Source organism: Methylovulum sp. (assembly GCF_028687615.1).
In the GTDB taxonomy this organism is placed as follows: Bacteria; Pseudomonadota; Gammaproteobacteria; order Methylococcales; family Methylomonadaceae; genus Methylovulum.
In genome coordinates, this window is the sequence record NZ_JAQTZU010000010.1 from 107450 (window position 1) to 129838 (window position 22389).

The 22389-nt window shown below is 41.7% G+C and carries 38 protein-coding genes; 28 read left to right on the top strand and 10 right to left on the bottom strand.

Translation table 11 applies throughout. The features are described 5' to 3' along the window. From rpsS to rplQ, 23 genes are all read left to right on the top strand, one after another. Nucleotides 1-273, top strand: coding sequence for a 30S ribosomal protein S19 (gene rpsS / locus PHH59_RS08195; RefSeq protein WP_300013993.1), 273 nt, complete (start codon nt 1-3; stop codon nt 271-273). 8 nt (nt 274-281) lie between these two features. Beyond that, on the top strand, nt 282-617 hold the full coding sequence (gene rplV, locus PHH59_RS08200) for a 50S ribosomal protein L22 (RefSeq protein ID WP_088618393.1): 336 nt from the start codon (nt 282-284) through the stop codon (nt 615-617). Nucleotides 618-629: 12 nt separating this feature from the next. Beyond that, nucleotides 630-1301 carry a 30S ribosomal protein S3 gene (rpsC, locus tag PHH59_RS08205; RefSeq protein ID WP_019864925.1) on the top strand — a complete coding sequence of 224 codons (672 nt, stop codon included), beginning with the start codon at nt 630-632 and terminating at the stop codon, nt 1299-1301. Nucleotides 1302-1317: 16 nt separating this feature from the next. Next, nucleotides 1318-1731, top strand: a complete 414-nt coding sequence (gene rplP, locus PHH59_RS08210) for a 50S ribosomal protein L16 (RefSeq protein WP_300014001.1) — start codon at nt 1318-1320, stop codon at nt 1729-1731. Next, nucleotides 1731-1922 carry a 50S ribosomal protein L29 gene (gene rpmC, locus PHH59_RS08215; protein ID WP_300014004.1) on the top strand — a complete coding sequence of 64 codons (192 nt, stop codon included), beginning with the start codon at nt 1731-1733 and terminating at the stop codon, nt 1920-1922. The genes rplP and rpmC overlap by 1 nt, the downstream gene beginning before the upstream one ends. 1 nt (nt 1923) lies before the next feature. Beyond that, nucleotides 1924-2187, top strand: coding sequence for a 30S ribosomal protein S17 (gene rpsQ, locus PHH59_RS08220; protein ID WP_300014006.1), 264 nt, complete (start codon nt 1924-1926; stop codon nt 2185-2187). 38 nt (nt 2188-2225) lie between these two features. Further along, nucleotides 2226-2594 carry a 50S ribosomal protein L14 gene (rplN, locus tag PHH59_RS08225; RefSeq protein ID WP_300014009.1) on the top strand — a complete coding sequence of 123 codons (369 nt, stop codon included), beginning with the start codon at nt 2226-2228 and terminating at the stop codon, nt 2592-2594. Between the two features lie 9 nt (nt 2595-2603). After that, nucleotides 2604-2921, top strand: a complete 318-nt coding sequence (rplX, locus tag PHH59_RS08230) for a 50S ribosomal protein L24 (protein WP_300014012.1) — start codon at nt 2604-2606, stop codon at nt 2919-2921. 14 nt (nt 2922-2935) lie between these two features. Continuing rightward, on the top strand, nt 2936-3475 hold the full coding sequence (gene rplE / locus PHH59_RS08235) for a 50S ribosomal protein L5 (protein ID WP_300014015.1): 540 nt from the start codon (nt 2936-2938) through the stop codon (nt 3473-3475). A 14-nt stretch (nt 3476-3489) separates the two neighbouring features. Continuing rightward, nucleotides 3490-3795 (top strand): 30S ribosomal protein S14, encoded by a 306-nt coding sequence (gene rpsN / locus PHH59_RS08240; RefSeq protein WP_300014018.1) that lies wholly within the window; start codon nt 3490-3492, stop codon nt 3793-3795. A gap of 30 nt (nt 3796-3825) precedes the next feature. Next, on the top strand, nt 3826-4221 hold the full coding sequence (gene rpsH / locus PHH59_RS08245) for a 30S ribosomal protein S8 (RefSeq protein WP_300014021.1): 396 nt from the start codon (nt 3826-3828) through the stop codon (nt 4219-4221). A gap of 12 nt (nt 4222-4233) precedes the next feature. After that, the gene (rplF, locus tag PHH59_RS08250; RefSeq protein ID WP_300014023.1) at nt 4234-4767 is read left to right on the top strand and encodes a 50S ribosomal protein L6; all 534 of its coding nucleotides are present in this window, start codon (nt 4234-4236) and stop codon (nt 4765-4767) included. 9 nt (nt 4768-4776) lie between these two features. Next, nucleotides 4777-5130: a 50S ribosomal protein L18 gene (rplR, locus tag PHH59_RS08255; protein WP_300014026.1), complete on the top strand. Its 354-nt coding sequence runs from the start codon at nt 4777-4779 to the stop codon at nt 5128-5130. A 9-nt stretch (nt 5131-5139) separates the two neighbouring features. Next, nucleotides 5140-5646 (top strand): 30S ribosomal protein S5, encoded by a 507-nt coding sequence (gene rpsE, locus PHH59_RS08260; RefSeq protein WP_300014029.1) that lies wholly within the window; start codon nt 5140-5142, stop codon nt 5644-5646. Nucleotides 5647-5651: 5 nt separating this feature from the next. After that, nucleotides 5652-5837 carry a 50S ribosomal protein L30 gene (gene rpmD, locus PHH59_RS08265; RefSeq protein WP_300014032.1) on the top strand — a complete coding sequence of 62 codons (186 nt, stop codon included), beginning with the start codon at nt 5652-5654 and terminating at the stop codon, nt 5835-5837. Beyond that, entirely contained in the window at nt 5837-6271 is a 435-nt protein-coding gene (rplO, locus tag PHH59_RS08270; RefSeq protein ID WP_300014035.1) for a 50S ribosomal protein L15, read from the top strand. Before rpmD ends, rplO begins: the two co-directional genes overlap by 1 nt. 25 nt (nt 6272-6296) lie before the next feature. Then, on the top strand, nt 6297-7598 hold the full coding sequence (gene secY, locus PHH59_RS08275) for a preprotein translocase subunit SecY (protein ID WP_300014097.1): 1302 nt from the start codon (nt 6297-6299) through the stop codon (nt 7596-7598). Between the two features lie 28 nt (nt 7599-7626). Continuing rightward, complete coding sequence (gene rpmJ / locus PHH59_RS08280) at nt 7627-7740, top strand: 50S ribosomal protein L36 (protein ID WP_083930166.1); 114 nt, start codon at nt 7627-7629, stop codon at nt 7738-7740. A gap of 75 nt (nt 7741-7815) precedes the next feature. Then, nucleotides 7816-8172, top strand: a complete 357-nt coding sequence (gene rpsM, locus PHH59_RS08285; RefSeq protein WP_300014040.1) for a 30S ribosomal protein S13 — start codon at nt 7816-7818, stop codon at nt 8170-8172. A gap of 23 nt (nt 8173-8195) precedes the next feature. Beyond that, nucleotides 8196-8582, top strand: coding sequence for a 30S ribosomal protein S11 (gene rpsK, locus PHH59_RS08290; protein WP_300014043.1), 387 nt, complete (start codon nt 8196-8198; stop codon nt 8580-8582). Between the two features lie 18 nt (nt 8583-8600). Then, complete coding sequence (gene rpsD / locus PHH59_RS08295; protein WP_300014046.1) at nt 8601-9221, top strand: 30S ribosomal protein S4; 621 nt, start codon at nt 8601-8603, stop codon at nt 9219-9221. Between the two features lie 19 nt (nt 9222-9240). Next, nucleotides 9241-10257 carry a DNA-directed RNA polymerase subunit alpha gene (gene rpoA, locus PHH59_RS08300; RefSeq protein ID WP_300014049.1) on the top strand — a complete coding sequence of 339 codons (1017 nt, stop codon included), beginning with the start codon at nt 9241-9243 and terminating at the stop codon, nt 10255-10257. 21 nt (nt 10258-10278) lie between these two features. Then, on the top strand, nt 10279-10641 hold the full coding sequence (rplQ, locus tag PHH59_RS08305; RefSeq protein ID WP_300014052.1) for a 50S ribosomal protein L17: 363 nt from the start codon (nt 10279-10281) through the stop codon (nt 10639-10641). A gap of 284 nt (nt 10642-10925) precedes the next feature. Here rplQ and PHH59_RS08310 read toward each other — a convergent pair whose 3' ends face one another. Continuing rightward, the gene (locus tag PHH59_RS08310) at nt 10926-11183 is read right to left on the bottom strand and encodes an IS30 family transposase (protein ID WP_300014055.1); all 258 of its coding nucleotides are present in this window, start codon (nt 11181-11183) and stop codon (nt 10926-10928) included. Between the two features lie 271 nt (nt 11184-11454). Beyond that, nucleotides 11455-11715 (bottom strand): hypothetical protein, encoded by a 261-nt coding sequence (locus tag PHH59_RS08315; protein ID WP_300014058.1) that lies wholly within the window; start codon nt 11713-11715, stop codon nt 11455-11457. Nucleotides 11716-12248: 533 nt separating this feature from the next. Between PHH59_RS08315 and PHH59_RS08320 the strand changes: the two genes are divergently transcribed. Both PHH59_RS08320 and PHH59_RS08325 read left to right on the top strand, forming a co-directional pair. Continuing rightward, nucleotides 12249-12464 (top strand): hypothetical protein, encoded by a 216-nt coding sequence (locus tag PHH59_RS08320; RefSeq protein ID WP_300014061.1) that lies wholly within the window; start codon nt 12249-12251, stop codon nt 12462-12464. 158 nt (nt 12465-12622) lie between these two features. Continuing rightward, complete coding sequence (locus tag PHH59_RS08325) at nt 12623-12886, top strand: hypothetical protein (RefSeq protein ID WP_300014064.1); 264 nt, start codon at nt 12623-12625, stop codon at nt 12884-12886. Between the two features lie 1057 nt (nt 12887-13943). Here the strand turns inward: PHH59_RS08325 and PHH59_RS08330 are convergent. The 3 genes from PHH59_RS08330 to PHH59_RS08340 all read right to left on the bottom strand — a co-directional run bounded on the left by PHH59_RS08330 (nt 13944) and on the right by PHH59_RS08340 (nt 15437). Continuing rightward, nucleotides 13944-14618: an NYN domain-containing protein gene (locus tag PHH59_RS08330; protein ID WP_300014066.1), complete on the bottom strand. Its 675-nt coding sequence runs from the start codon at nt 14616-14618 to the stop codon at nt 13944-13946. Between the two features lie 193 nt (nt 14619-14811). After that, nucleotides 14812-15189, bottom strand: coding sequence for a type II toxin-antitoxin system PemK/MazF family toxin (locus PHH59_RS08335; RefSeq protein WP_300014069.1), 378 nt, complete (start codon nt 15187-15189; stop codon nt 14812-14814). Then, entirely contained in the window at nt 15183-15437 is a 255-nt protein-coding gene (locus tag PHH59_RS08340; RefSeq protein WP_300014072.1) for an AbrB/MazE/SpoVT family DNA-binding domain-containing protein, read from the bottom strand. The genes PHH59_RS08335 and PHH59_RS08340 overlap by 7 nt, the downstream gene beginning before the upstream one ends. Nucleotides 15438-15632: 195 nt before the next feature. Between PHH59_RS08340 and PHH59_RS08345 the strand changes: the two genes are divergently transcribed. The 3 genes from PHH59_RS08345 to PHH59_RS08355 all read left to right on the top strand — a co-directional run bounded on the left by PHH59_RS08345 (nt 15633) and on the right by PHH59_RS08355 (nt 18316). Next, nucleotides 15633-16664 carry a J domain-containing protein gene (locus PHH59_RS08345; protein ID WP_300014075.1) on the top strand — a complete coding sequence of 344 codons (1032 nt, stop codon included), beginning with the start codon at nt 15633-15635 and terminating at the stop codon, nt 16662-16664. 161 nt (nt 16665-16825) lie between these two features. Next, nucleotides 16826-17512, top strand: coding sequence for a hypothetical protein (locus PHH59_RS08350; RefSeq protein ID WP_300014077.1), 687 nt, complete (start codon nt 16826-16828; stop codon nt 17510-17512). Nucleotides 17513-17560: 48 nt separating this feature from the next. Next, the gene (locus PHH59_RS08355) at nt 17561-18316 is read left to right on the top strand and encodes a hypothetical protein (protein WP_300014079.1); all 756 of its coding nucleotides are present in this window, start codon (nt 17561-17563) and stop codon (nt 18314-18316) included. 410 nt (nt 18317-18726) lie between these two features. Here the strand turns inward: PHH59_RS08355 and PHH59_RS08360 are convergent, their stop codons facing one another. The 5 genes from PHH59_RS08360 to PHH59_RS08380 all read right to left on the bottom strand — a co-directional run. Beyond that, nucleotides 18727-18915, bottom strand: a complete 189-nt coding sequence (locus PHH59_RS08360; RefSeq protein WP_300014082.1) for a hypothetical protein — start codon at nt 18913-18915, stop codon at nt 18727-18729. 3 nt (nt 18916-18918) lie between these two features. Beyond that, nucleotides 18919-19101 carry a hypothetical protein gene (locus PHH59_RS08365; RefSeq protein ID WP_300014085.1) on the bottom strand — a complete coding sequence of 61 codons (183 nt, stop codon included), beginning with the start codon at nt 19099-19101 and terminating at the stop codon, nt 18919-18921. Nucleotides 19102-19138: 37 nt separating this feature from the next. Then, nucleotides 19139-19534 (bottom strand): DUF5681 domain-containing protein, encoded by a 396-nt coding sequence (locus tag PHH59_RS08370; RefSeq protein ID WP_300014088.1) that lies wholly within the window; start codon nt 19532-19534, stop codon nt 19139-19141. Between the two features lie 47 nt (nt 19535-19581). Beyond that, nucleotides 19582-20136 (bottom strand): hypothetical protein, encoded by a 555-nt coding sequence (locus PHH59_RS08375; protein ID WP_300014091.1) that lies wholly within the window; start codon nt 20134-20136, stop codon nt 19582-19584. 280 nt (nt 20137-20416) lie between these two features. Then, nucleotides 20417-22389, bottom strand: a 1973-nt coding sequence (locus PHH59_RS08380; protein WP_300014094.1) for a bifunctional DNA primase/polymerase, incomplete at its 5' end; no start/stop codon positions are given.

Below are 22389 nucleotides of genomic sequence, written 5' to 3' on the forward strand. Positions count from 1 at the left end.
GTGCCGCGCTCAATTAAAAAAGGTCCTTTTATTGATCACCATCTTCTAAAAAAAGTCGAAGATGCCGTAAGTAGTAATAATAGGAAACCAATTAAAACATGGTCAAGAAGGTCAATGATAATTCCTGACATGCTTGGCCTGACTATAGCTATACATAATGGTCGGCTCCATATACCAGTGCTTATTTCTGAAAATATGATAGGGCATAAGTTAGGTGAATTTGCGCCTACCCGAACATATAAAGGCCATGTGGCTGATAAAAAATCCAGATAGGAGGGTATATGGAAATTTCGGCAAAATTAAGTAATGCGCCATTATCAGCGCAAAAAGCCCGTCTAGTCGGTGATCAAATTCGTGGCTTGGCTGTTGACAAGGCCTTGAACACATTAAAGTTCAGCTCCAAAAAAGCCGCCGCGATCATAAAAAAAATACTTGAATCTGCCATCGCAAATGCAGAGCATAACGAAAGTATTGATATTGATGATCTTAGGGTGTCTACCGTTTTTGTAAACGAAGGACCAACCATGAAGCGGTTTAAGGCAAGAGCTAAAGGACGTGCAAACCATATCCTTAAAAGAACCTGTCATATCACAATTAGCGTTGCAGAATTCGAGTAGGGGTATATTGAAATGGGTCAAAAAGTACATCCAACAGGCATACGCCTTGGAATTGTGAAGGATTGGAACTCAAGATGGTATGCCAATTCACAAGATTACTCAGTTTTTCTGCATCAAGATTTGACTATCAGGGAATACATAAGAAAAAAACTGGCTAATGCTTCCGTGAGCCGCATACAGATAAATCGTCCGGCAAATAATGCCCATATCACTATTCATACGGCAAGACCAGGAATAGTAATCGGTAAAAAAGGCGAAGACATTGACGTTTTAAAACAAGAAATTTCTAAAATGATCGGAATGCCCGTTCAAGTCAATGTTGAAGAAATAAGAAAACCTGAATTGGACGCTCAATTAGTCGCAGAGGGTATCGCCCAACAGCTTGAAAAACGCATTATGTACAGACGTGCCATGAAGCGGGCTGTGACGAATACCATGCGTCTTGGTGCTGAAGGGATTAAAATTAGCATCGGTGGCCGTTTGAATGGTGCTGAAATTGCCCGTACCGAATGGTATCGAGAAGGCCGGGTGCCTTTGCATACCTTAAGGGCTGACATAGATTATGCAACAGCCGAAGCAAATACTACCTATGGAATTATCGGTATAAAAATCTGGATATTCAAAGGTGAAGTATTCGATATGGATGCACATATTGCATCCATTAATTCTGAATCTAAAAAATAGTTGAAGGGAAAAAGTTATGCTTCAACCAAAAAGAACAAAATTTCGTAAGCAACATAAAGGTAGAAATAACGGGACCGCAGTAAAAGGTTCGTCAGTCAGCTTTGGTGAATACGGATTAAAATCAGTTAGCCGTGGTAGATTGACCGCGCGTCAGATAGAATCTGCGCGTAGGACAATAACCCGTCATGTCAAACGGGGCGGTAAGATCTGGATTAGAATCTTTCCAGATAAGCCAATTACTAAGAAACCTTTAGAAGTTCGTATGGGAAAAGGAAAAGGTAGTGTAGAATATTGGGTTGCACAAATTAGACCTGGCACTATGCTTTACGAAATACAAGGTGTTTCCGAAGAATTAGCTCGTGAAGCCTTTGCCCTTGCTGCTGCCAAGTTGCCATTAAAAACACTCTTTACCGTTCGGACCATAATGTAATGAAAGCAACCGAATTACGTCAAAAAACCAAAGCCGAATTACAGGCAATGTTGCTCGAGCTTTCGCGTGAGCGATTTAACCTTAGAATGCAAAAAGCTACAGGCCAATTGTCTAAGTCAGATCAAGTAAAAAAAGTAAGGCGTGATATCGCACGTATCCAAACAGTATTGACTCAAATGGTAGGTGCATGATATGAGCGAAAACGTAACCAAGATAAGAACTGTATCTGGTCGAGTTGTTAGCAATAAAATGGACAAAACCATTACGGTTTTAGTCGAACGTGTTGTTAAACATCCTGTCTACGGAAAATATATTAAACGTTCTACTAAAATGATGGCTCATGACGAAAATAATGTTTGTCAAGAGGGTGATATTGTTGCAATTGCTTCATGTAGGCCTTTGTCAAAACATAAAACGTTTAAGTTAATACAAGTTTTAGAAAGTTCGAACAAATAGCCGTAGCTATTTATATAAAGTCAAATTAGGAATAAATCATGATTCAGATGCAAACTAACCTTGATGTCGCTGATAACAGCGGCGCGAAAAAGGTCATGTGTATCAAAGTCCTGGGTGGTTCTCATCGGCGTTATGCCGGCATTGGTGACATCATCAAAGTCAGTATAAAAGATGCGATTCCACGCGGAAGGGTAAAGAAAGGTGAGGTTTACAACGCACTAGTCGTTAGAACCCGTAAAGGTGTTCGTCGGTCAGATGGTTCAGTAATTCGTTTTGACGGTAACGCGGCAGTTATTTTAAATAATAACTTACAGCCTTTAGGTACACGTATTTTTGGCCCAGTTACACGCGAGCTTAGAGGGGAAAAATTTATGAAAATTATTTCTTTGGCTCCTGAAGTATTATAAGGCGGGAATATGCAAAAATTAAAAAAAGGTGATGACGTTATCATTCGTTCAGGCAAGGATAAAGGCAAAAGCGGACGGATCACTCAAATTCTGAAAAATGACAAGGTTTTGGTTGAAGGGATTAACCAAGTTAAAAAAACGCAGAAAGCGAATCCAAATACCGGGGTTTCTGGTGGTATTGTTGTAAAAGATATGCCCATCCATATTTCCAACGTTGGTTTGTATAATCCTGCGACAAAAAAGGCGGGTCGTATTGGCTTTAGATTATTGGAAGATGGAAAAAAAGTCAGATACTTTAAATCTACCAATCAAGTCGTTGATAATTAAGGTGTAGATAGGTTATGACCAGATTAAAAGAAACATATAAAGAAACCGTGCTTCCTGCTTTGATGCAGCAGTTTGCATATAAGTCCGTTATGCAAGCACCAAAAATTACCAAGATTACATTAAATATGGGCGTAAGCGGTGCAGTAACTGATAAAAAAGTGTTGCAGTCAGCTGTGGCCGATATGGAAAAAATCGCTGGTCAAAAGCCAGTGGTCACTTTGGCAAGAAAGTCTATCGCTGGCTTTAAAATACGTGATGATATGCCGATTGGTTGTAAGGTGACTTTACGTAGCGACAGAATGTATGAGTTTTTAGATAGATTGATAAGTATCTCTATACCTAGAATACGTGACTTTAGAGGGTTGAATCCTAAAAGTTTTGATGGTCGCGGCAATTATTCTATGGGTGTGAAAGAGCAAATTATATTTCCAGAAATTGATTACGACAAAATTGATGCTTTGAGAGGCATGGATATTACCATTACTACGACAGCACGGACAAATGAAGAAGGTTTAGCTTTGCTGAAATTATTCAATTTTCCATTCAAGAGCTAAAGGGTAGGTTTATCATGGCAAAAAAATCAATGATCGCTCGTGAAGTCAAGCGTAAAAAATTAGTAAAAAAACTTAGTGTTAAACGTAATGCTTTGAAAGAAGCTATTAGGAATCCTAATGCAACGTTTGAAGAAAAAGAATTGGCGCAATTGCAATTGCAAAAAATGCCACGGGATTCGAGCATGTCCAGAGTGCGTAACCGTTGTAATTTAACCGGTCGTCCGCACGGATATTATCGTAAGTTTGGCCTTAGCCGTAATAAGCTAAGAGAAGCCACAATGCGTGGTGACGTGCCTGGCTTAGTGAAGGCTAGCTGGTAATATCTGGTAGATCGAGTTTGGAGAATTAAAATGAGTATGACAGATCCTGTAGCGGACATGCTAACACGAATTAGAAACGGTCAATCTGCTGGGAAAAAATTGATCAAGCAGCCGTCATCTAAATTAAAAGTGTCGATAGCGAAAGTATTAAAAGAAGAAGGTTACATTGCCGATTTTAGTACGGAAACGATAGGTAATCACATCGAAATGACTATTGAGCTGAAATACTATAAAGGTGTTCCAGTTATTGAAAATATTAAAAGGATTAGTAGACCCGGATTGCGCATCTATAAGTCTAAAGATGAGTTGCCAAAGGTTCTTGGTGGTTTGGGTATTGCTATTGTTTCAACATCGAATGGTGTTATGACTGACCGGGCTGCGCGTGCTATTGGGCATGGCGGCGAAGTTATTTGTACCGTTTGTTAATGTAGGCGTGTTATGTCAAGAATTGCTAAAGCCCCCATCACTATACCTAAGGGTGTAGATATAAAACTGGAAGATAACAATGTGACCGTTAAAGGAGCTAAAGGTCATTTATCATTTATCATTAATCCATCAGTAAGTCTTGATATTACGGAAAACGTAATTCAAATGACATGGAATAAAGATGATAAGAATGCAACAGCACAAGCTGGTACAGCACGAGCGATTGTGGGTAACATGGTTACTGGTGTTTCAATCGGTTTTGAAAGGAAATTGACCTTAATCGGTGTTGGTTATAGAGCGCAAGCGAAAGATAGAGTCTTGAGCTTGGCGTTAGGTTATTCACATCCGGTCGATTTTGAGATTCCTGCTGGCGTGACAATTGAAACTCCTTCCCAGACTGAAATTATTATCAAAGGTAGCGATAAGCAACAAGTAGGGCAAGTGGCTGCCAAAATTAGGGCGTATCGTCCACCAGAACCTTATAAAGGCAAAGGTGTTAGATATGCTGAAGAGAATGTTATCAAGAAAGAAGCTAAGAAGAAATAAGGTGGCGTGATGGAAAAAAAGCAAACTCGTATGAAGCACGCATTAAAATTGCGTTGCAAAATAAAAAAATTGAACGCCATCCGCTTATCGGTTCATAAAACATCCCAGCATATTTATGCCCAGATTATCAGTGGTGACGGTTGTAGCACATTGGTGAGCGCGTCAACGACCCAATCGGAAATTAAGTCGTTATTGAAAAACACTGATAACGTCCAAGCTGCGGCTGAAGTTGGTAAGCATATCGCTCAGAAAGCTCTAGCTGCTGGAATTACAGAGGTGGCTTTTGATCGATCTGGTTTTAAATATCATGGTCGCGTGAAAGCATTGGCGGATGCTGCTCGTGAAGTCGGCTTGAAGTTTTAGGAGAATATGATGTCTACAGCACCTGCTCAAGGCAGTACTGATGGTTTGCAAGAAAAACTCGTTAATGTAAGGCGGGTTGCCAAAGTTGTAAAGGGTGGTCGCGTTTTTGGTTTTACCGCGTTGACAGTGGTTGGCGATGGTGCTGGTCGCGTTGGTTATGGTGTTAGTAAAGCCCGTGAGGTTCCTATCGCTATCCAAAAGTCTTTGGAACAAGCACGAAAAAATATGCGTAAAGTGTCATTGAAAGGTGATACCTTGCAATATCCGATAATGAACACAACCGGCGCGGCGAAAGTTTATATGCAACCCGCATCAGAAGGTACCGGCATTATTGCTGGTGGTGCGATGCGTGCTGTTTTCGAAGTTGTTGGCGTTCATAATGTGTTAGCAAAATGTATTGGAACTAACAACCCTATTAACGTTGTCAGGGCAACTATTAATGGTCTTACTGGGATGCACAATATCAATCAAGTAGCGGCCAAGCGTGGTTTGTCCGTCGATCAAATTATCGGATAATTAAGATGGCTACTACTAAATTGAGTGTAACAATGGTTAAGAGCAAGTTTGGCCGTCTGCCTAATCATCAAGCTTGTTTAAATGGTTTGGGATTACGCAAGATGCATCAAACCGTTGAAGTTCCTAATACACCAGAAAACAGAGGCATGATAAATAAAATATCATTTATGCTAAAAGTTGAGGAAGTATAATGTTTCTTAATACAATTCAATCAAGTGAAGGATCACGAAAAAAATCCAAACGTGTTGGTCGAGGTATCGGTTGTACTTTAGGAAAAACATGCGGAAGAGGTCATAAAGGTCAAAAAGCCAGAAGCGGTGGCTTCCATAAAGTTGGTTTTGAAGGTGGTCAGATGCCTCTACAACGCCGGTTGCCTAAAGTAGGTTTTGTTTCTAGATCTGGGAAATATTCTGCTGAAGTTCGTTTGAATGAGTTAAATTCATTTGATTCCGATGTAATTGATTTAAAATCTCTTATTGATGCAAACGTGGTTCCCGCTTTTACTAAGGCCGCAAAAATTATTAAATCAGGTGAAGTCAACAAACCTTTTACAATTAAAGGGATTAAGGTGACATCAGGTGCAAGGGAAGCAATTGAAGCCGTTGGTGGAAAAATCGAGGCTTAATAAGGTGAATACTTCAAGAGCTCAAATGGTCAATAAAACCGGTAATTATTCGGAACTTCAAGCAAGATTGTTATTTGTTTTGGGCGCCCTTGTTGTTTATCGGATTGGGGCGCACATTCCTGTTCCTGGTATCGACCCGAAGGCTTTGGCCATTATGTTTGAACAGCAAAGCGGATCGATATTGGACATGTTTAACATGTTTTCTGGCGGTGCCTTAATGCGATTAAGCTTATTCGCTCTGGGAATAATGCCCTATATTTCTGCTTCAATCATTATGCAATTAATGACAGTTGTTATTCCGTCAATGGAGCAGATGAAGAAAGAAGGGGAGGCCGGCAGAAGGAAAATATCCCAATTTACCCGCTATGGAACTGTTGTGTTAGCAACTTTTCAAGCGATCGGGATCTCGTTGGCTTTACAAAATCAAACTGCCGGTGGTCTATCGGTTGTTTTAAATCCAGGAATCGGATTTGTAGCCGTTACAACCATTACTTTGGTCACGGGTACAGTTTTTTTAATGTGGTTAGGTGAGCAAGTAACCGAGCGTGGTATTGGTAATGGAATCTCAATGATCATTTTTGCAGGTATTGTATCAGGGTTGCCCAAGGCGGTTGGCGGGACTCTCGAACTTGCTAGGACAGGGGAAATGAATGGAGCATTTATAATGCTTCTTTTCCTGTTGTCTGTTGGTGTGACTGCGTTGGTTGTATTTGTTGAAAGAGGCCAAAGAAGGATACTTATTAATTATCCTAAGCGTCAAGAGGGGCGCAAGCTTTATGCGGCGCAAAGCAGTTTTCTGCCATTAAAAATAAATATGGCAGGTGTTATTCCCCCTATATTCGCTTCGAGCATAATATTATTTCCTGCAACAATCGCGGGATGGTTTGGCAATGCAGAAGGTTTTACTTGGCTTCAGGATATAGCAACCATGTTGTCTCCTGGTCAACCAATCTATGTAATGCTTTATGCCTCAGCTATTGTTTTCTTTTGCTTTTTTTATACGGCATTAGTTTTTAATTCGAAAGAAACGGCTGATAATTTAAAAAAATCTGGTGCTTTTTTACCAGGTATTAGGCCGGGTTTACAAACTAGCATGTACATTGATAAGGTTATGACAAGATTAACTCTAACGGGTGCATCTTACATAACGCTGGTATGTTTGTTGCCGGAGTTTTTAATTGTGTATTGGAACGTGCCATTTTATTTTGGCGGAACTTCCTTGCTAATTATTGTTGTGGTTGTCATGGATTTTATTTCGCAAATGCAAACCCATGTTATGTCGCAGCAATATGAAGGCTTAATGAAGAAAGCCAATTTAAAAAAATGATCTATTGTAAGAACACTTAGGAGTTGTCATGAAAGTTCGAGCATCTGTAAAAAAAATTTGTAGAAATTGTAAAATAGTTAAAAGAAACGGTGTTGTTAGGGTTATTTGCCTAGATGGTAGACATAAGCAACGGCAAGGTTGATTTTATTTTGTTTTTATTTCTAATGTGCTAAAATTCGGCACTTAACTTTAGAATATTACTCAGGGGAGTATCTGAATGGCACGTATTGCCGGGATAAATGTACCAGATCATAAGCATGCGGTTATAGCGTTAACTGCTATTTATGGAATTGGTCGTCAAACTGCATCTGAAATTTGTACAGAAGTTGGTATCTTGCCGTCCATAAAAATTAAAGAATTGTCTGAAGATCAATTGGAAATGATTCGTGGGGTTGTTTCCAAAATGACCGTCGAAGGTGATCTTCGCCGCGAAGTCTCTATGAATATAAAACGCTTAATGGATTTAGGATGTTATCGCGGGATTAGGCATCGTCGAGGGCTTCCGTTAAGGGGTCAGAGAACAAGAACGAATGCTAGGACAAGAAAAGGTCCGCGTAAACCAATTAGAAAATAAGATATTCTTAAAGAGAAATAGTTATGGCAAGTCCAAATCGTTCCAGAAAACGTATAAAAAAAGAAGTTGCTGATGGCATTGTCCATGTGCATGCTTCTTTTAATAATACAATTATTACAATAACTGACAGAAAAGGAAATGCGCTGTCTTGGGCCACTTCAGGTGGGTCTGGTTTTCGAGGATCGAGAAAAAGTACGCCATTTGCAGCACAGGTCGCCGCTGAAAAAGCTGGCGTGGTTGCGCAAGAATTTGGCATGAAAAATTTAGATGTTTTGGTTAAAGGGCCAGGTCCTGGACGTGAGTCAGCCGTTCGATCTTTGAACAATCTCGGTTTTAAGATCAACAACATTATTGATGTCACTCCCATTCCTCATAATGGTTGCCGACCACCTAAGAAACGCCGCGTATAAAGAATTTGGAGTAATAATATGGCAAGATACCTAGGCCCCACCTGTAAATTAAGTCGAAGAGAAGGCGCCGACCTGCTTTTGAAAAGCAGAGGCAAATCTTTAGAAGGTAAATGTAAATTAGATCAAAAGCCTGGTCAGCATGGTACTAAGCGTACCAGAAATTCTGATTATGCAATCCAGTTAAGAGCTAAACAACGTTTGCGTCGAATTTACGGTGTCTTAGAAAAACAGTTTAGAAATTATTATAAGATCGCAGATATGAAAAAAGGCGCAACAGGTGAAAACTTGTTGAACCTTCTTGAATCTAGACTCGATAATGTTGTATATCGTATGGGTTTTGCTTGCACAAGAGCCGAGGCTCGGCAATTGGTAAGCCACAAATCCATTGAGGTAAACGGTAGTCTACTCAATATACCTTCTTATCAAATTGTCCCAGGTGATGTTGTTAGTATTCGCGAAAAGGCAAAAAAGCAACAGAGAATTGTTGATGCATTAACTGTAACCGAACAATATGGTTTCCCAGTTTGGGTCGAAGTCAATTCAAAGGAGATGAAAGGTACTTTTAATTCATTGCCTGATCGTGTTGATTTAGGTAGTGATATAAATGAACAGTTAGTAGTTGAGCTTTACTCCAAATAATTAAATTCGAGGGATATAAATGCAGAATTCTATTTCTGGCTTATTGAAGCCTCGTCTTGTCGAGGTTGTAAATAAAACCCCTAATCATTCAAGAATAGTGATAGAGCCGCTCGAACGCGGTTTTGGTCATTCTCTTGGTAATGCATTGAGACGAGTTTTATTATCTACAATTCCTGGTTGTGCTGTAACCGATGTAGAAATTGAAGGTGTGCTTCATGAATACACCACAATCGAGGGTGTACAGGAAGACGTTATCGATATAATGTTAAATTTGAAAAAATTGGCCGTTATATTACATTCTAAAGATGAAGTTGAGCTTATTTTAACGAAATTTGGGGCTGGTAGCGTCACTGCAGGTGATATTACCTTGCCGCACGATGTCGAAATCGTTAATCCTGATTTAATTATCGCCAATTTAACTCAAGCTGGCGTGTTAAATATGAAGTTGAGAGTGCGTCGCGGCCGAGGATATGAACCTGTAAGTGTGCGCAAATCAATGCCAAATTATAATGCTCCTGTTATGGGGGCATTGCAGTTAGATGCTTCATATAGCCCTATAGTAAAGGTATCTTATCAAGTTGAAAGCACTCGCGTTGAACAGCGTACTAATTTAGACAAGCTGATTATTGAACTTGAAACAAATGGAACAGTTGATCCCGAAGAAACTATTAAATTGGCTGCAACAATTTTGCACGAGCAATTATCAGTATTCGTTGATTTTGAAAAAGTAAATGATCAACTTGAAGAAGAAAAAATCGAAGTGGAAGAAATATTTGAGCCTGTTTTGCTTCGTCCAGTTGATGATCTCGAATTGACCGTCCGTTCAGCGAATTGTTTGAAGGCCGAAAATATCTTTTACATTGGTGATCTTATTCAGCGTACCGAAGTTGAGTTATTAAAAACGCCTAATCTGGGTAAAAAATCACTAACCGAAATTAAAGACATACTTGCTTTAAAAGGCTTGTCACTAGGTATGCGCTTGGAAAACTGGCCACCCGACAATCTTGCAGATCAATCTCATTCAATAACGCATTAACTTTATTAGGTCATCATAATAATGAGACACCGTAAATCTGGTAGAAAATTTAATATGAATAGTAGCCATCGTAAGGCGCTGTTCAGTAATATGATTAATTCATTGTTTAAACATGAATTAATAAAGACAACTTTGCCTAAAGCAAAAGAGTTAAGAGGTTTTGCCGAACCTTTAATTACCTTAGCTAAAGAAGATAGTGTGGCTAAAAGACGTTTAGCCTTTGCAAAATTACGTGATCGTGAGATTGTGACTAAATTATTTAACGAATTAGGACCACGATATAAAAATAGGCCAGGCGGCTATTTGCGTATTATGAAATGTGGGTTCAGATCGGGCGATGATACGCCAATGGCCTATGTTGAATTAGTTGATAAGCCTGAATAATTAAATAAAGCAAAGAAAGGTAGTTCAACAATGAATTGCCTGAATGAGGCCATCCAAAAAATACCTGTATCCAAGTTGCATAAAGCCCTGCCATTAACATGTGGCAGGCGTCCCTTCTTTCAACACGTGGATTCAACTCCGAAGTGCCATACGGCCTCTTGCTCTTGTTCAGCAAAAACACCGCATGGGATGTTTGGTAATTGAGTGATTTTCGTGGGCGGTGGTTCAGCTTGTACATCACCGCTTCAACGTCCGCATCCGTGATATTCTCAAAACTGCTCCCTCTAGCGCCCCGTGTGGGCATTGGTAAAGTGTTGCCTGGTCAACCCGTTGGTGTTTTCATTTAAACCGCGCTCCCACGAATGGTAGGGATGCGCAAAACACACCTCCGCATTGAGATGTGCCTTGATGGTTTCATGTCCGGCGGACTCCCTGCCGTTATCGGCGGTGATCGTCAACGCCTTGTCCAGATAAGGCTTGGGCAAAATAACCGTCGCTTCCGTGACGGCTTTGGCATGTTTGCCGTCTACTTTTTTAATCAAGGTGAATTGTCCTTAGACCACACTTGAGGTGGGACACCCTGTCCACTATCGTCACCAGTGCACCCTGATGGTTCTGGCCTATCCACTGTGTCGATCCCCCAGTCGCCCATGGGGGGGGGCTTTTCCTCGACGATGGCGGGACGCCCATCAATACTGACACAGTTTCTGATTTGTCCACGCTTATCCCTTGTGCCAGTTGACCATCTAAGTTACCAACCCCAATCCTCGGAAAAACCAGTGCCCCATCCGCCGCCAGCCCTCGGTCAGTCAGTTAGGCGACGCACAGGTCGCCATAAAAGTGGTAGCGCAACACCGCCGTCACTTGGCCCAGCCAAGCAATCTCAACCCTCAGCTTCTCAATGCTGACGGCATGGCCTTGCCCGCGCAGGGCGGCCAAGATCATCGTCTCATTGGCAACATAGCGGTCTGATGAACTCAGCACCTTGAGCACACGCAGACGCAAGTCAATCAACCGAAAATTATCCGCTCTGGCGGCAAACGGCTTAACGCCGGAATAATCGGTAGTTGGCATAACTGTCTCATTATTGTTTGTAATTTTTCTAATACCTCGTTTTTTAAGTGATTTAATATCAATCTAGCTAATCCGCCGTGTGGTTCTTTATCCTGTCGAAGCCACCAGCGTTGCGCCACAATGCAAACTGTCCGGTGGTTGTAGCCTTTGAGCTGGGCAAAATCGGCCAGCGATGAGTTACGCTCGCGTAAGATATGCTTTACCTCTTTGCTGCTTTCCATTAAGTTATGCTCACTATTCATTTGTTGTGTATATGCTAATCACAATTAATGAAGGCTCCATATGGATTTTGGGGTCTTTTTATTTTTAATAAATAAGCGACTATAAATGCACCCGTCATTCCGGCAGGGAGAGCGTAGCGAGGGTTGGCCGGAATGACGGGTATCTTTGTGGTTGCCATGTTAGTTATGACAAAAGACCCTGAAACCCATATAGAGCCTTAATGAATTTTCAAGGGAATTTATACATGAAAAATGAATTTAATTTTGACGACATTATTTTTCTTTTAAAAACAGTAGCTAATATCGGAAATGATGCTGAATGAAGAAATTATTAAGCTTGCTAATTCAGAAAACGTGAATATTGATTGGATTTTTTCAGGACAAGGCGCGATGCACCGCCACGCACTGGACGAAAGCACGGAAGATAATGTATCGAAACGCCATGAGGCGTTGCTGACGATGTTTGATGCGCTGAACGAGGATCAAAAAAGGAAATACTTTCAAGCGCTCAAGAAAAGGAACGTTTGAATAAGCTGGAGGAATTGATGGGTGACGTTTTAAAAAAGGTGGGTTAGCATGGAAAATCAGCATCTTAAGTCCAGATTGGCTGAGTTTAACCAAGCTGATGTACGGTTACGCATCCTACAAATCTTGACCGGCCGCCAAGCAATGCCAGTAATCAAGCAGTGTTACTCTATGCCTTGCGCGAGCAAGGCCAAGCCATCAGCCATGACTGGCTCTATGTGGAATTGCCGTGGCTTCAGCAGGTGGCGGGTGTTTTAGTTTATCAGTACGCAGGCGGGGCGCATGTTGCCCAATTGGGCAATAAGGGTTTGGATGTGGTGAATGATCTATTAGCCATTCCCGGCATCCGCAGGCCAGCGCCTGACGAGCTATTCAGGGCAAGCGCATATAAATCAATCAAAATATCAATAAGTTATGTTATTTAAGGCTTTACCATAATGAATTGAGCGTCCATCGTTGCCGATGGTATCAACAAACAAGCTGATTATCACTGTCTTATACATAACTTGTCCGGCTGTATCCTATAAGTCTTTGATTGTTTGAAAATTTTATATGCGCTTGCCCTGACGAGCTATTCTGTTTTTAGAACCTTAATTTTATTTGGAGTTTAGGCATGAGCGAAACTAAACCACAACTGCAATTACTGCCTTGCCCATTTTGTGGCGGTGAAGCGGTACTAAAACAAGGGTTTACCGGATTTCCTGAGTGCGTGTTTTAAAAGTACGGCGGTGGTGAAAACTGAGGTTTTTAGATCAAATTCATCTTGAAACAAGGTGATTTCATCCAATTTTCCAATGTTACGTTCGGGCAACCCAGTTGATTGTGACCAATTTTTACTAAATCGAGACTTTTAAAACACGCACTGAAGCTTATATAGTTTTTTGTCCCGATAAAAGCCGTAATGTGATGATGCTTGGTGTTGATTTAAATTAGGATGATATTGTGAAAGCATGGAATAGACGCGTTAATTCCTAAAAATTTATCACGCCAAATAAAATCAAAAAACGTATTTTTTACCCAGAAATCACGCCAAATAAAAAACAAATTCAAAAACAACAATAATCCTCTGCAAGCACCGTCCTCCCTAACTTTCGGCGTTATCCCACGTCTTCCCGCTTTCACGCCAAATATCGGACCAAAACACACTTTACTATCTTTATCAAGCCGTTTCGTTGAATCCGTTGGAAAACTCAAAGGTGAAGTAAGAATGTAGTAATTTATAGAAAAATGTCCCATAAAAAAATGTAACACATTGATTAAATGGAGCTAGTGGGGGGAATCGAACCCAAGACCCACACATTACGAATGAGCAAAAACCAACAAACCACAAAAAATAGCAACAAACTATAATAAAATAATCAATGCCTTACACGCTATTGACACTTGCCTTGTGTTGCCATTTATTGCCCTTATTTATTCTCAAGTGTCCCGCCAGTGTCCCACGGGACAGGGGCATTTTTAAGCAATAAAACTATATCTGCCTTACCAATAATCCGGCTTAACGGCTGGTTTTTTCTTGGTTGGCACTTTGTCGGGCAATTGGAATTGTTTCAGTTCATCTTCCAAAATGTAAGAACGTGTCCAGTTAGCCAAATTTGACAAGCTGGCATTCGCTGGTCGATGCTCGTTTTTGCTTGGTACTCTTCTCGGCAAAATCAGGCCAATGGGATAATCGGGAAAATCTTGTTTTAGAAACGCCAAAGCGGGGACAAGGTCAGAATCACTGGAAACCAAAACGCCATGCTCACAATGCTTAAGGACGGCATCACGATAGAGTTGCAGGGCAATATTCACATCGGTTTGTTTTTCCTCAAGCCGCCACACTTCCACACGGTCTTGCTTGTCAATGGGGTTTTTATAGCGGGGCGGATTGCCTTTTTCCAGAATATAGTAACCATTAATGATTTCTAAAGTCTGGGGGTGTTTACTTAATAGGGCTTTGTGATAACTATCTTGGGATTGCTGGGCTTTATCGCCCCTGGTGGCTACGCGGGTTATTACGGGGGCGGTAAAGAATTTAACCGCGACAACATCCAGTTGTGGGTTTACATGGCAAATGTGCTTAACCAAGCTGGCAACATCTAGCCATTTGTAAGCCGTGTTTCTGAGCACACCAAAATAAAAGTTGTACCCGTCAATATAAACAATCGTCCGCATCCTTTGCCCTATAAATGAAAAAACCGCCCGGAGGCGGTCTTTCCGTCTTACAGTGAAGCCAACTTAATGACAGCCCCATAAGATGAGTTGTGTAGGTATTCTAGTGAGTAAATTATTGCTAAGCAAGCAAATTCTAAGAATGGGTTAATTAATGCCTATGGGATATTTGAAGTTGTGGATGTAATCATCAACATCACGCCAACTGAATAATTTGATTCAGCCGCTCGCACACTTGCCCAAAAAACGCATCGTCCAGCTTGCCTAAAGGATGGGATAAGGCACCGCGCAAACGCCAATCAAACGATTTGGGTTGATGGCATAGCACATAACTGGTTTTGTCGGCCTTGCGTCCTGATGCCTTGCCCACGGTGATTGCAAAAGGATTGTCCGCGTTATAAGCGGCGGTGGTCATTGGCAAACCAATCACCAGCGAGGTTTTATCGTTAAAAATGCGCGGGGATAACACTAAAAAGGGGCGAATGTCGCGCATTTCCTGCCCGACTTGGGGGTTGCAATCAATCCAGATAATGTCTTGGCGGTCGGGTAGCCATACACCGCTGGCTTTTACCATTGTTCCGCGCCTAAGCGTTGCATGGTGACCATCGCTTCGCCGCCGTGCCGTTCAGGGTCATACGCGTCCAGCCGCTCTTCTAAGGTTAATGGCTTATCTGGCATAGGGGTGATAATGATTTGCCCCTCAATTACTGCTATCCGTACCCGTTGATGGGTGTGTAACTGGGCTTCACGGGCAATCGCCGCAGGTAGGCGGACACCTAAATTATTGCCCCATTGCTTTATGTCCAGTGTTACTTCGGTCATAATGAAACCCCATAGTTAATATGTTTACACTCATGTTTAAACATATTAACTATGGCTATCAAATTGTCAATCAAAATAGCCGTGGCTAAAAACACAAAATTGGCTACACTTAAATTGGATTGGGGCTTAAAATTGCGGCTAACCAATATGTTACAATCCTAACTCCTTGCGTTCACAACGAAATAGAAAGGTTACATGGCTAACATCCGTACCCATTACGACAATTTAAAAGTCGCAAGAAACGCTCCTGTCAACATCATAAAAGCAGCTTACAAAGCCCTTTGGCAAACCTATCACCCTGATAAATTCCAAGGAGGCAAAGAGGAAGCCGAAAGAATCATGAAAATTGTTACTGCTTCCTATGCCGTGTTATCAGACCCTGTTACACGGGCAAAACATGATGCTTGGATTTTGGAACAAGAAGCTAAGACTTCGCAGCAAAATGAAAAACCGGAGTATAGCGAGATTAAAAACTCATCAGAGCAACAGTTTCATAAGCGAGCCTATGAACATAAAAATTACTCAGAAGAAGATTTGTATGAAATCGCTGGAAATGAGATTTCTTCAGGGATGGTGAAACAGGGAATAATGGCAAAGGCATTAGTTGAAACAAATGGAGATGATAAAAATATAGCCGCCAGGTACATACAACTTAGAGTTATGGCGTTGAAAACAGAATTATTGAAGGTTATCAATGATAGGGAGATGGAAACTGAGCAATTCTATATTCAGGAACTAACAAGCCTAGGTTGTAAAATATCATCAAATATTTCCATGATATGGAAAACAAAAAAATGGAAAATAACAACAAAACAAAATGAAGTTTTTGAGCTTACTAAATTGGATGAATTTCAATCCGTTATTAATCATTGTAAGCAGAAAGAATACGAGGAGAAAAAAGCACTTGATTATATTCAAGAATTAACGAATCTAGGCTGTGCGGTAACTTCCAGCGGGAAAGATACAGAAAAAAAGTGGAAAATAGTAACAAAACAAAATGAGGTGCTTAAGCTTACTAAATTGGATGAATTTCAATCCGTTATTGATTACTGCCTAGTATGTTTAAAATATGAGAAGTTGTTTGATTCTCACGGATACCTTTTAGAATGTAATAAAAATGGAGTTTTTAAATGGATAATAGCAGATTTTATCGGCTCAAAAAAAGCATTTCGGAATATTGATGAAATGGCTGCTTTTGCTAAAAATCTTAAAAATCCAACAAATTGAAGGCTAAACTCACAAAAGTAGATTAAACCTATGCCCGTACAAACATGAACTATACTGCTACCGTTGGAACGTAACAGATAATTTATCTTAGTTACCTTGTTTAACATGATTCCTCTGATTGTGGGGGACAATGAAATTTAACTCCACCAAGGTGCAATCTCATGGGTTTATTTGATATTTTTAAGAATAAAGAGCAGAGGGAGTTCGATAAGCTAATGGAGGAGATGCTTGATGTTTTGTTTCCAAATGGCGAAAACGATATAGCTAGGGATTCTAAGCGGGTTTATTTGCTTATCCAAGGCAAACTTAGCATGGATGAATGCAGAAATTGCGTTAAAGGAAGTAAAGCGGTAGTTGTATTTGCCGAAGACAAATCTGCTGAACATGCCGTACCTAGTATTAGGGCTAAATTTAACAATAAAATCACTGAGAAAGAGGCCTACGGTATTTATGCCTATTTATCAGGTGAGGCGATGTACCTTGATCGACTCAATGCAATTATGGGAATGGATGACGATGAGGAAATGGACGCAATAAAAGAAATTTTTAAAAATGGCGTAGATGCAGAGAAATTACCTGATGGATATGGAGAGTATGGGCACACAGTAACTAACCCTATCCTTACTATATCTGTTAATGGAAGCAAAGATTATTTAAGTCGTTTGCGTTTTAATGGAAAGCCGATTAATTATGAACGTACTGGTTCCGTAAGTTCTGATGTTACCTCTGGTTCTATTGATATTTATTCAATTACATGTTCTGGTAAGCCTTTAGGGGATATTTATATCTGCCCTTACCACAAGCGGAATTCAAAAAAAGCCCCCAAAGAATTTACATTTATCAATTAAGCAAGAATCTAACATTGGGGCTTCGCGCGTTCATTCACAATTAAGGGGTTGCAAATATACGAAATTGAACAGGGAGAGCTTCCGAAAGAATTTACTTCTGCTTGGCAGTGCGCGGGTAAACACATTCATAAAATGGGACAAGAGGGTGTACAGTGGCTTCGAGCCAATTTAAATCCGCCAATCGCGGAGCATCTTTCATTTCGTCTTGGCAATCAACTGTTCTTTGTATATGTTGATGTTAATGTGTTGCCATTTGTTGGCAAACGCAAAGACTTGTTTATAAATGTCGCTCGGGAGGCCACAGCAACCCCATGTGTATTAAAGATGCAATCCAGACGAGGAGCATTCGATCCAGTTAATTCTGGATGGGGCTTTATTGATGCAGTTACTGGACGAACTGTAAATCCGTCTAATATGGTTTCGAATGAACTTATCGAAATATCAGACTGGGAATTACATGACTTCGCCATTCAAATAGTTCGTTCACATCTTGAAAAAGAAGGGAAAAACGTATTTTCCGCTCAATCCTCGCTCCATATCGATCCATCAATTTGGTTTGAAGATAATAATAGTCCATTTTGGGTTGTAGTAAGAGTAGGGCGTTACCCAATGAAAGAAGCTGACATTCCCGCAAATCTTCAAAATATAAAACAATCTTGTTCCCGAATGAGCCGAGTTGGTTTCTTCGCCTCTGTAACGGTTGCAAACGCTAATGACCCGTTCGATCCAAGCGGGGAAAACGCTATGCCTCTTTATCGTGGTCACGGCATGATAGTTCGATTTGAAGGACTTGAGTCCGTATGACAATGTATTTAAGTTATGGCGATAATGGCTTTTAATTACAGTTACTTAAAAATATTACAGATGTCCATCACAATTCATTTCCATATTTAACCAGCTTTTAGCTGGTTAGCTTTAGCATCAAAGGCTTAAAGCACTAATTCGACTGCGCGGGACACAGAGGACTAAAGTCCACCCGATTTGTGTCCCGCGCTAACCCCCCCTACTTTAGTAGGTGGTTGTTAAGTTTCAGTCAAAATCCAAGCATTGCCCTTGTGTTATGTATTCATGGCTACTCGGATAATCAAGCATTTTCGTTTGGGCTTGGACTCGCGCAAGCTCAGCTAACAGCTCCTCATCAGACATTTTTCTTAATTCTGCCATGTATGGATTTGATTTTAGTTGGGACTTTTCCAGTTTGTCAATTCGGGTCTTTAAGGCCATTGGTAGTTTTCCCTTAGCACATCCAGCATTGTCTGGCATTTACCCAAGCTTTGCCTAAACGCTGCCGCACGGCGGTTGTTAAATGCGGTGAGGGTTTCGCCAGGAAGGCGGATAAGTTCGCCGTTGGCTTTGGCGGCCTCGCGTTGTTCCAGTTTGATGATACGGTTTTTTAACACCATCAGTTATTCCCCCGCTGTCCCGACAAACTGCACCAGGAAGGTTTGCACGGGATGTACGTTGGGATGCCCGGCTTGCCAGCGTTTACAGGCTTCGTCCGCGCTTTCGCCCAGTTTGCTGATGATGACGGCAACCTCGCCATACGCCCCCCGCGCTTCCAGTTTGTTTAGCCGCTGTTTGATGTTCATGTCCCGCCCCGTTCTGAGAGTAGGCCGTTTTTGATGCTCATGGTTTTGACTCCAAGGCTTCAATGCGTCGGGTCAGTTCGTCAATCTCGATAATCTTAGCCTGATTCGCTAAGGCTGTTATCAGTTGGCTGCCAATATCCGGCGGTATCTTTCCCGCCAGTGTCGCCCTGATGATTTCGCCGCCTTGCTCGGACAATGTGCCATTGACGGGGACATTAATCGGCATGGCTTGGGGTTTAAGCGTCGGACAAACCCTGTCCAGCAACACCTTGGCGGCTTGCACATCGCCAGCTTTTGCCAGCTCCACCAATTTGCCGATAATGTCGGGCATGTCGTCAACAATGGATTTCCTAAATAGGGTGGCGGGGGTTTTGTCTTTGGGTCGGCCTTTGGGGTTGCCGGATTGTCCGGGCTTAAATTTAGGTGTGGCCATCTTGTTTGCTCTCTGCTTTTATCAGTCCGCTTAAGGCATTTAACATATTAAACAAACGATTCAATTATCATGCGTTTAACTTGTCGGGTTAGTGGAGCAAAGCTATCGAATCTAACGCCATCGGACTTAATAGCCTGCTCAATCCATGCCCTGATTGCCGCGTTATCAGTCAAGCCATGTTTACGTTGCAATGCCTTCACTAAGTAGCCTTCCAGCATCACCGTTGTGCGCTTGGGTTGTCCTTGGCGGGTAAAGGTTACGGCAAAGTGCACTTGTTTAAAATCATAAACAAGATTATCTGTATCATTCTGTACAGCAACATCCTGTTTAACATCTTGAACAATGGCATCCCCTACCGATTGAACAGGTTCATATTGAATGTTATCAACCTGTTTAACATATTGAACAGGGTTTAACCGTTCATAATGCCAGCGGTAAATTGCCAGCTTCACGGCATCGGGCATTTTTTTGGTTTTGCTGTTTATGCCTAATCCTGCTTTAGCTTCCCTTACCAGGGCGGCAATCTTGTTATGGCTTCGCGGTGAACAGCCATATAAGGCCGCTATCGCATCACCGAGTTTGCTTGTCCCATCGTATGGCATGGCGCACCTGTTTAATATGTTAAATAAAAATGCTAGTTTACCATGTTTAATATTTTAAATGCCTAGCCAAAGGAATCGGTAATATTTTCAAATTGCTACCACTCCCTCTGAAAGTTAAAAAATTAGAAAATTAAGAGTTTTTAGAAAGTTTAGAAAGTTTAGAAAGTTTAAGCAATGACGCGGCCTGTAGCCCATATCCAAGGCTGGTTAAGGGTAATTACCCTATTTTATGATTTCTAAACTTTCTAAATTTCCAGTTTTTCAATAGGGGGGGTAACTTTCACTTTTCACCCTGTTTGGCGGTTCTATATTCATCTGCCGTGGTTTGGGTTGAATCAAAAAGGTTTCTAAGGACGGAATAAATTTTTGCGCTTTTATCGCCGGGCACTAAAAACCAGCGGTGGCCTTTGCTAAAATGAACGCCTGTATAATCATCAATCACCTTATTGATACGCGCCTTACTAAATCCGCTGTTTTCGCGTACATTACGGTTTAAATCCATTTTGAGCGTGTCACCCTGTTCGAGGGCTTCCAGTATGGCATCAATGACGGGTTTATCTTTTGCCATTTGTTCCGCTTTCCGGTGCGCCTGTTTGGCCTGTTCCGCTACGGCTTTGTCTAGTGATTCAACTGAGTTTAGGCGTTCGTTGTACGTCTGGCCGCCCGCTGTTGAATAGGTATAGCCAACTTCGAAAGCAACATCACCACGCGCCTTGATATTCTCAAACAAAACGCTTTTTCTGCCTTGTGTGCCGCTGATTTCATCCAATGTATAGGCACAATCCACGTCATCGACAATATCAGACGTGCCGCCAAAAACCACCTTGCCGTCTCCGTTCCGGTTTTTGTTGGTATGCGCCAATAAAATCAACGTGCCGCCATTGGCGACAAACAACCTGCCAACGCGCATAAATTCGGTGGAGGTTTTCTTATCCATCAAGTCCGTGAATTTTTTCAGCGTGTCAAGGATGATGATTTTGCCGTGTGCGGTTTTATCCTTAACCATCGCTTGCATGTAAGCAATGAACAACTTGGCTTCAAAGCCACTATGACCGGGTGCAAGCATTTCAAAGCCATGCCGTTCAGCCAACTTGAGCTTTTCAACTAAGCCACGGTAATTGTCATCGGCGTTTATATAAAAAACGTCTGTACCTTCGATAGCCTTGGCGTTAATTGCTTGGATAAGTAACCAAAGCGTAAGCAACGTTTTGCCCGTATTGGGTTTGGCATAAATGGCGGTGGCTTGCCCATAAATGGCAATCCGGCCTAGTACGAATTTATCGTCTAACATTGTTTTCTCCATCTCGCTTGAACGGCCTTTTAGGGAAAATTGGGCAAGGGTGAAGGGTTGCTTGTGGCTTTCTTCCTGTTGCGGTTCTGGCGCGTCTTTGGACTGTTCTTTCATGAACAGGGATTGGTTATGTCTGGTAACGTCAGCATTCCACCTTAACGCCGCCGCCCACTCCCCGCCATGTTCCAAAAGCCGGAAACAATCAAACGCATCATGAGCAAATCCATCGTTCAGCACATCGCCGCCGTGGGAATAAACGCGCTCCACGCCGTCCTTGCAATCGTGCATAATCGCCACGGCAGGGGCTTTACTTGAGCTGTCCGGCCTAATGAATCGGTCTTGCGTCACCTGTTTGTAGCCGTTGCGGGTAAGCACATCAGCCACACCAAAAGCTTGGTTAAACTCTTTTATAGGGTTGCGGTAGCCAGTCAAATTTTCGCCTTTTAACGGCTTGCATGGTGAGATTTTGGGCGGTTCAGCTATGCCTAGGACAGAATCAAAGCATATTTTCCATGCCTCCCAATTTTCAAGCATATCCAGCAAAACCGCTGGCGCGTCGGGTATCGCCGCCGGATTGCCGATTAACTGATAATCGCCGCCTTCAGGATGTCGTCCTAAAATCACGTCTTGGCAATTGCCACAACGTAGTTCAAAGATAGCCGCGCCGTTGTGCTTGAATTGCCTTAAATTTGCATGGCTAAAACCTTCGGGCAATTTAAAAAGCAATTTCCCACGGTTTGCCTTGGGGCTTTTGATTTCGAGGCGTTCAGGGCTTTTTAACCAGTCTAGTAGTTGCTGCCCGGTCAGTTCTTCAAAAACTTGACGCGCCAGTTCCATATAGCTAATCCGATATAAAAAGATGTCCTGTAACTGCCTCAGTGAAGAGGTCGTCAACGGAACATCGGAACTTATTACGGATGGATTTAAGTTGCGCCCATTTGTGTTCGATAGGGTTAAGGTCT

Excerpts from the sequence above, each read along its gene's own strand:
- rplF (WP_300014023.1), top strand. The coding sequence starts at position 4,234 with ATGTCAAGAATTGCTAAAGCCCCCATCACTATACCTAAGGGTGTAGAT.
- rpmD (WP_300014032.1), top strand. The coding sequence starts at position 5,652 with ATGGCTACTACTAAATTGAGTGTAACAATGGTTAAGAGCAAGTTTGGC.
- rplP (WP_300014001.1), top strand. The coding sequence starts at position 1,318 with ATGCTTCAACCAAAAAGAACAAAATTTCGTAAGCAACATAAAGGTAGA.
- rpsC (WP_019864925.1), top strand. The coding sequence starts at position 630 with ATGGGTCAAAAAGTACATCCAACAGGCATACGCCTTGGAATTGTGAAG.
- PHH59_RS08335 (WP_300014069.1), bottom strand. The coding sequence starts at position 15,189 with ATGGTAAAAGCCAGCGGTGTATGGCTACCCGACCGCCAAGACATTATC.
- PHH59_RS08360 (WP_300014082.1), bottom strand. The coding sequence starts at position 18,915 with ATGGTGTTAAAAAACCGTATCATCAAACTGGAACAACGCGAGGCCGCC.
- rplX (WP_300014012.1), top strand. The coding sequence starts at position 2,604 with ATGCAAAAATTAAAAAAAGGTGATGACGTTATCATTCGTTCAGGCAAG.
- rplR (WP_300014026.1), top strand. The coding sequence starts at position 4,777 with ATGGAAAAAAAGCAAACTCGTATGAAGCACGCATTAAAATTGCGTTGC.
- PHH59_RS08315 (WP_300014058.1), bottom strand. The coding sequence starts at position 11,715 with ATGCCAACTACCGATTATTCCGGCGTTAAGCCGTTTGCCGCCAGAGCG.
- secY (WP_300014097.1), top strand. The coding sequence starts at position 6,297 with ATGGTCAATAAAACCGGTAATTATTCGGAACTTCAAGCAAGATTGTTA.
- rplV (WP_088618393.1), top strand. The coding sequence starts at position 282 with ATGGAAATTTCGGCAAAATTAAGTAATGCGCCATTATCAGCGCAAAAA.
- rpsH (WP_300014021.1), top strand. The coding sequence starts at position 3,826 with ATGAGTATGACAGATCCTGTAGCGGACATGCTAACACGAATTAGAAAC.
- rpsK (WP_300014043.1), top strand. The coding sequence starts at position 8,196 with ATGGCAAGTCCAAATCGTTCCAGAAAACGTATAAAAAAAGAAGTTGCT.
- PHH59_RS08350 (WP_300014077.1), top strand. The coding sequence starts at position 16,826 with ATGGGTTTATTTGATATTTTTAAGAATAAAGAGCAGAGGGAGTTCGAT.
- rplE (WP_300014015.1), top strand. The coding sequence starts at position 2,936 with ATGACCAGATTAAAAGAAACATATAAAGAAACCGTGCTTCCTGCTTTG.
- PHH59_RS08375 (WP_300014091.1), bottom strand. The coding sequence starts at position 20,136 with ATGCCATACGATGGGACAAGCAAACTCGGTGATGCGATAGCGGCCTTA.
- rplQ (WP_300014052.1), top strand. The coding sequence starts at position 10,279 with ATGAGACACCGTAAATCTGGTAGAAAATTTAATATGAATAGTAGCCAT.
- rpmJ (WP_083930166.1), top strand. The coding sequence starts at position 7,627 with ATGAAAGTTCGAGCATCTGTAAAAAAAATTTGTAGAAATTGTAAAATA.
- rpsN (WP_300014018.1), top strand. The coding sequence starts at position 3,490 with ATGGCAAAAAAATCAATGATCGCTCGTGAAGTCAAGCGTAAAAAATTA.
- PHH59_RS08345 (WP_300014075.1), top strand. The coding sequence starts at position 15,633 with ATGGCTAACATCCGTACCCATTACGACAATTTAAAAGTCGCAAGAAAC.
- rplO (WP_300014035.1), top strand. The coding sequence starts at position 5,837 with ATGTTTCTTAATACAATTCAATCAAGTGAAGGATCACGAAAAAAATCC.
- rpsM (WP_300014040.1), top strand. The coding sequence starts at position 7,816 with ATGGCACGTATTGCCGGGATAAATGTACCAGATCATAAGCATGCGGTT.
- rpoA (WP_300014049.1), top strand. The coding sequence starts at position 9,241 with ATGCAGAATTCTATTTCTGGCTTATTGAAGCCTCGTCTTGTCGAGGTT.
- PHH59_RS08365 (WP_300014085.1), bottom strand. The coding sequence starts at position 19,101 with ATGAACATCAAACAGCGGCTAAACAAACTGGAAGCGCGGGGGGCGTAT.
- PHH59_RS08340 (WP_300014072.1), bottom strand. The coding sequence starts at position 15,437 with ATGACCGAAGTAACACTGGACATAAAGCAATGGGGCAATAATTTAGGT.
- rpsQ (WP_300014006.1), top strand. The coding sequence starts at position 1,924 with ATGAGCGAAAACGTAACCAAGATAAGAACTGTATCTGGTCGAGTTGTT.
- rplN (WP_300014009.1), top strand. The coding sequence starts at position 2,226 with ATGATTCAGATGCAAACTAACCTTGATGTCGCTGATAACAGCGGCGCG.
- rpsD (WP_300014046.1), top strand. The coding sequence starts at position 8,601 with ATGGCAAGATACCTAGGCCCCACCTGTAAATTAAGTCGAAGAGAAGGC.
- PHH59_RS08330 (WP_300014066.1), bottom strand. The coding sequence starts at position 14,618 with ATGCGGACGATTGTTTATATTGACGGGTACAACTTTTATTTTGGTGTG.
- PHH59_RS08320 (WP_300014061.1), top strand. The coding sequence starts at position 12,249 with ATGCTGAATGAAGAAATTATTAAGCTTGCTAATTCAGAAAACGTGAAT.
- rpmC (WP_300014004.1), top strand. The coding sequence starts at position 1,731 with ATGAAAGCAACCGAATTACGTCAAAAAACCAAAGCCGAATTACAGGCA.
- PHH59_RS08370 (WP_300014088.1), bottom strand. The coding sequence starts at position 19,534 with ATGGCCACACCTAAATTTAAGCCCGGACAATCCGGCAACCCCAAAGGC.
- rpsE (WP_300014029.1), top strand. The coding sequence starts at position 5,140 with ATGTCTACAGCACCTGCTCAAGGCAGTACTGATGGTTTGCAAGAAAAA.